Raw genomic sequence first — 4971 nt, 5'->3', positions numbered from 1 at the left:
ACCTGCGAGAACGTATGAGTTAGTTCGGTCAATAGGTCGTAGCTGCCGGAGCGGCCGGTGATGCGGTCGTGTTCGTCGGCGCGGTCGCTGTAGTAACTCGTCGCCAACGTCACGCCCTTCCGCCCGAAGAGAGGCCACCACGGGGCGCGCACGCGGTAGAGGTTGCTGTAGATCTCCACTTCGCGTCCGAGGGACAGGGCGAGTTCGACGAACTCTTCCCACTGGGGGTGCGTGGTGGGTTCGCCACCGATGATCTGCACTTCGGGGATGCCGAGCGCGGCGGCGCCGATGATGACCGAGCGCCAGTCGGCCTCCGTCACCACGCCGTGATCCGACCCCGGGCTCGATTCCGTCAGGCAGTGCGTGCAGGAGAGTTGGCACCTTCCGGTGATCTCCAGCTTCAGCATGTCCAGCCCTTTCTCGGGCCGGGTAACGGGGCTTTCCGTGATGGCGGTCATGGGCTTTCCCTTCACCGGGATCTGTGGGTGCGGACTCTCGGCGACCGGCTCGTTCGCGGGGATCGCCGGGGGGTTCAGCCCGCCCTCTGCCCTCCATGTCCTTTGGGGGAGCCATGGGTCCGTGCGGCAGGGGACGGGAGACTTGGCGGCTCAGCGGCGGGTTGCCGACACGCCGCCGCTCTCTCTCACGGCTGCCTGTTGGGGGGCTTGGTATAGACGTTGACCGGCTCTTCCGTGCGCTTCACGAACTTCTTGTGCTCGTACTCGTCCGCGTGGGTACGAATCCACACGTCCAGGTGCAGGGCGCTGTCCCAGGCATTCGAACGGGCGCCGCACGGACCGCTCTTGACGGACGTGACGCACTCGGCGATGTGCCTCCGGATGCCGGTGATCTGGATTTCCTTGCGCGTGGGTACGGGGGTGGGAGATGTCATGTGCGCGCCTTCGGATCGGGGGTGTTGAGGGCCGCCTCGCTGTCGCCACTCGTACGCAGCAGGAGCATGCCGTCGTGTCCGCGCGAGCGCATGAGCCGGGCGAAGTTTTCCCGGCTGGAGCTGAGGTCGGGCTCGGGGTCGATCACTTGTGGTCACCGTTCCGGGGGGGGGAGTGTGACTTCGGCGCCTTCGACGCCTTCGGCGTTCCGCAGCGAGGAGGTACGGCCCGGACAAGCGGGCGGTCATTGTGGGGCACCGGGAGCGGACGGGGGTGGTTTTGGAGCAAGTTCACTCCTCTCCGTAACCGCACTGCTACCAGCGGGGACCAGGTTGGCCTACAGTCGCCCTGCCTTCAACGTTCTGGAAACGGGGAGAACATTGGTAAATCTGAAGCAGTTGAACCCGGACGCTTCTCCCCGAGCGGCTTACGGTGCGCGGTTGCGCGGCGCGCGGGAGGCGCGCGGGTGGAAGCAAAGATGAGTTGGCGGAGCGGATGGACTACTCGGGGAGGCATGTTTCGGCGGTCGAAACATGCTGCAAACCGCCAACTCTGCGCTTTTCGCGCGCCGTAGACGTTGCTCTAGGGCTCGCTGGGACCGCAGAGTCGTTCGAGCGCGCGTGGACGGAAATCAGGCACGGCAGTTTGCTCGAAGGGTTTCCGGAGTACGTCGGGTACGAGGGGCGGGCCGTGGAGATCCGGCTGTACAACATCGGAATCATCCCTGGATTGCTGCAAACTTCGGAGTACGCAGCGACCTTGGCGCAGAGCGCTGTGAAGCGGGAAGCAATCACCAGTGCTCAGGCAGACGAGCGGGTTGCCCTGCTGGTGGAGCGCCAGGCGGTGCTGATGCGGCCCCGCGCGCCCATGGTGTTTGTGATCATGGATGAGAGCTGCATCCGCAGGCCCGTCGGTGGCCCCGAAGTCATGGCGAGGCAACTGGAGCATCTGGTCGACTTCGCCGAGCGGCCGAACACGCTCCTCCAGGTGGCACCGTACGAGATGGGCGAGCGCCGCACGCTCAATCTGCCCGTTAACGTTCTGACGCTTCCAGACCGGTCTGTGATCTGCTACGCCGAATCTCAGGCTCAAGGAAACTTGGACCGAGAGACCACGGCCGTGATGCCCATAATGACGGCCTACCATCAACTACAGGCCGAATCGCTGTCTCAGGCGGCGTCTGTGTCCATGATCGAGCAGTTGCGAAAGGGCACCTTGTGATAATCGATCCCCCTCCCCCTTGTTGGTTCAAGTCTTCGTACAGTGACAACGGCGGCGACTGCGTAGAGGTCGCCACGAACCTCGTCGTTTCACGCGGCGTGGTTCCTTTCCGTGACAGCAGGGACCCGGATGGCCCGGTCCTGCTGCTGCACCCTTCCGCCTTCGCCGGGCTGATCGAGTTCGCCCGTCGAGCCGTCGGCTGACCTGCGCGGCCGGCCTGCTCATGCGTCCCGCCACTCCCTCACCGGAGCGGCGGGGGCCTCTTTCGTGCCCGCGGCACGGGCCGGCCAACGGCCTGTGTTGACCTGGGGCGTCAGGATGGGGCGGGGAAGTGGAAGGATGGGCTCCATGAGTTCCAACGTATTTTTCGATATCACCATCAACGGCGACGCGGCCGGCCGTATCGTCTTCAAGCTGTACGACGAGGTCGTGCCCAAGACCGCGCGCAACTTCCGTGAGCTGGCCACCGGCGAGCACGGCTTCGGTTACGCGGGTTCGCCCTTCCACCGGGTCATCCCGGAGTTCATGCTGCAGGGTGGCGACTTCACCCGCCGCAACGGCACCGGCGGCAAGAGCATCTACGGTGACCGCTTCGCGGACGAGAACTTCGAGCTGAAGCACGACCGGCCGTTCCTGCTGTCGATGGCGAACGCCGGCAAGAACACCAACGGCTCGCAGTTCTTCATCACGACGGTGGCGACGCCCTGGCTGGACGGTGCGCACGTGGTCTTCGGCGAGGTCGTCGAGGGCTCGGACCTGGTGAAGAAGATCGAGGGGCTGGGCTCCCGCTCCGGTGCCACCTCCGCGAAGATCGAGGTCAAGTCCTCGGGCGTCGTGGACGCCGCGTAACGGGTTCGTAGCGCCCAGAGACAGTGAAGACCCCCGGGACGGTGTCCCGGGGGTCTTCACGTAGGTGCGGCCGGCCGCTCAGGACTGGGGACGGCTGCCGTGGTTGGCACCGTTCTTCCGGCGTGCCTTCTTCTTACGGCGTCGCTTCGACGACATGGCGTCTCCTCTCCGCAGGGGGTTCGCAGGGCTTTCCTCCGCATTTCTACCATTTCATGGCGGCGGTCTGCCGTGCGATCCCGGGGCCGGATACCCGTCTCACGGGGCACCACACGTCTCGTGAGACACATCACGGAGAACGAGGGGTGGGGGGAGAGGGTGCGGGTGGGAGCTGTTGTCAGGGGGCGGGGGTGCAGTTGTAGAGGGGTTCGGGGAGGGTGGGGTCCTTGGGGGCGGCGTAGGCCTTCGGGGGGACCTTGGTGCAGGTGGAGCGGACCCAGGCGTTGATCCGGGCCGTCTCGGAGACGTTGCCGCCTGCGGGCGCGGTGGGGTTGAGCAGGGCGAAGCGCAGCCGGCCCGAGGCGACGAGGTGCCGGTATTCGGCGAGGGTGACCGATGTGGCCATTCCGGCGAAACCGCCGAGCGGCAGGATGGGGAGGCCGGTGTGGGTGATGGCCCGGGAGCGTGCCCAGCCGCCGTCCGCGGAAAGCGTGTACCTGGCGTTGGCGTTGTGCCGCTGTACGTAGTCCAGCAGGCGTTTCTGGGCGGCGGTCAGCGGGGCCGGGGACATGTCGTACGAGGCGCCGCCCGCGCCCCCGTAGACCGCGCCGCCCGGTGCGCCGGCCGTGGCGTTCTGGCCGCCCGGTCCGGCATGGGCCTCGAAGGACGAACCCGCGTACCGCTGGTCCAGTACGGACATGGACCAGGCCGCCGGAGCGGCGAACAGGGCGACGCAGGTGGCGGTCAGGGCGGTGAGGGCGACGGGGCGCAGGCGGCGGGCGGTGGCGCGGCCGTACGAGAGAAGGCCGAGGAGGCTGACGAGCGCCGCCGTGATGATCACGGGGACGAGCCAGGGGGCGAAGGCGGTGTGTTCGGCGGCGATGAAGGACGCCCAGACCGTCTGAACGGTGATGGCCAGGGGGAGGAGGCAGCGCGCCGGGCTGCTGGTGGCGGTGCGGTGGGTCCGCCACAGGGTGACGGCTCCGGCGGCGGCGAGTGCGGCGAGCGCGGGGGCCAGGCCCGCCACGTACGCGGTGTGCGGGATGTCGGCAACGCTCAGTACGGCGGCCGTGGTCAGCAGCCAGGTGCCCCACATGAGGTAGCCGCCGCGCAGCCGGTCCGTACGGGGGCGCCTGCCGCGCAGCAGCAGGCCGTGGACCAGACCGATCAGGGCGAGCGGGTAGAGCCAGCCGATCTGTGGGGTGAAGCGGGAGGTGAGGAGCTTGTACCAGGTGTTCTTCTCGCTGCCCAGGCTGACCATTTTGCGGGAGGCACCGGAGGGTTTTCCGCCGGCGGCCGGTCGGGGGTGTGGTTGCGTGCCTGCGGCGGGTGGGCTGGTGTGGTTGGTGGGGCCCGCGGGTTGAATGGCGGAGCCGCGCGGTCCGCCCGGCCCGCTGTCCGCCGGGCGGCTGAAGCCGTTGTACTGGAAGACCATCGACAGCGCGCTGTTGTTCGTCGAGCCGTCCGCGTACGGGCGTACGTCCTTCGGAGTGAAGGTCATCATCAGTACCCACGAGAACGACACCGCGAACAGCACGGCCCCGGCGGTCAGCAGATGACCGATCCGGGCGCGCGCCGTGACGGGTGCGGTGACGAGGTAGCCGACGGCCAGCGCGGGGACGACGAGCCAGGCCTGCATCATCTTGGCCTGGAAGGCCAGGCCCACCCACACGCCGGCCCAGACCAGCGAGCGCAGGCGGGCGCCGCGCGCGGCGAGTTGGTAGCGGTCTACGGCCAGTACCAGGCACATGATCAGGGCCGCGTCGGGGATGGCGTGGCCGAACAGGGAGGCGGTGACGGGGGTGAGGGTGAGCAGGGTGGCGGCCAGGAGTCCGGTGGCGGGGCCTTGCCAGCG

At 67.8% G+C, this 4971-nt stretch carries 7 protein-coding genes and 1 pseudogene; 3 read left to right on the top strand and 5 right to left on the bottom strand.

All coding sequences use genetic code 11. From position 1 onward, the window contains the following. From ACZ53K_RS42580 to ACZ53K_RS42570, 3 genes are all read right to left on the bottom strand, one after another. The coding region (locus ACZ53K_RS42580) for a radical SAM protein (RefSeq protein ID WP_468848507.1) at positions 1-458 on the bottom strand (458 nt) is incomplete at its 3' end. A 185-nt stretch (positions 459-643) separates the two neighbouring features. Then, positions 644-892, bottom strand: coding sequence for a DUF7848 domain-containing protein (locus ACZ53K_RS42575; protein ID WP_468848504.1), 249 nt, complete (start codon positions 890-892; stop codon positions 644-646). Beyond that, positions 889-1038: a hypothetical protein gene (locus ACZ53K_RS42570; RefSeq protein ID WP_468848502.1), complete on the bottom strand. Its 150-nt coding sequence runs from the start codon at positions 1036-1038 to the stop codon at positions 889-891. The genes ACZ53K_RS42575 and ACZ53K_RS42570 overlap by 4 nt, the downstream gene beginning before the upstream one ends. Before the next feature lie 232 nt (positions 1039-1270). Here ACZ53K_RS42570 and ACZ53K_RS42565 point away from each other — a divergent pair. From ACZ53K_RS42565 to ACZ53K_RS42555, 3 genes and pseudogenes are all read left to right on the top strand, one after another. Next, a pseudogene (locus tag ACZ53K_RS42565) lies at positions 1271-2111 on the top strand (helix-turn-helix domain-containing protein). Beyond that, positions 2108-2314 (top strand): DUF397 domain-containing protein, encoded by a 207-nt coding sequence (locus tag ACZ53K_RS42560; RefSeq protein ID WP_468848499.1) that lies wholly within the window; start codon positions 2108-2110, stop codon positions 2312-2314. The pseudogene ACZ53K_RS42565 and the gene ACZ53K_RS42560 overlap by 4 nt, the downstream one beginning before the upstream one ends. Positions 2315-2459: 145 nt before the next feature. Continuing rightward, positions 2460-2960, top strand: coding sequence for a peptidylprolyl isomerase (locus ACZ53K_RS42555; protein ID WP_468848497.1), 501 nt, complete (start codon positions 2460-2462; stop codon positions 2958-2960). 78 nt (positions 2961-3038) lie between these two features. On the opposite strand, the gene ACZ53K_RS42550 is transcribed toward ACZ53K_RS42555, so the two are convergent. Next, complete coding sequence (locus ACZ53K_RS42550) at positions 3039-3116, bottom strand: 50S ribosomal protein bL37 (protein ID WP_370443954.1); 78 nt, start codon at positions 3114-3116, stop codon at positions 3039-3041. Positions 3117-3294: 178 nt separating this feature from the next. Continuing rightward, a partial coding sequence (locus ACZ53K_RS42545) for an ArnT family glycosyltransferase (protein WP_468848494.1) occupies positions 3295-4971 on the bottom strand: 1677 nt, incomplete at its 5' end.

The sequence above is a fragment of the Streptomyces sp. NPDC033221 genome, assembly GCF_055577005.1.
Note: the sequence above shows the minus strand (reverse complement) of the source record. Positions and strands in the feature narration are given on the sequence as shown.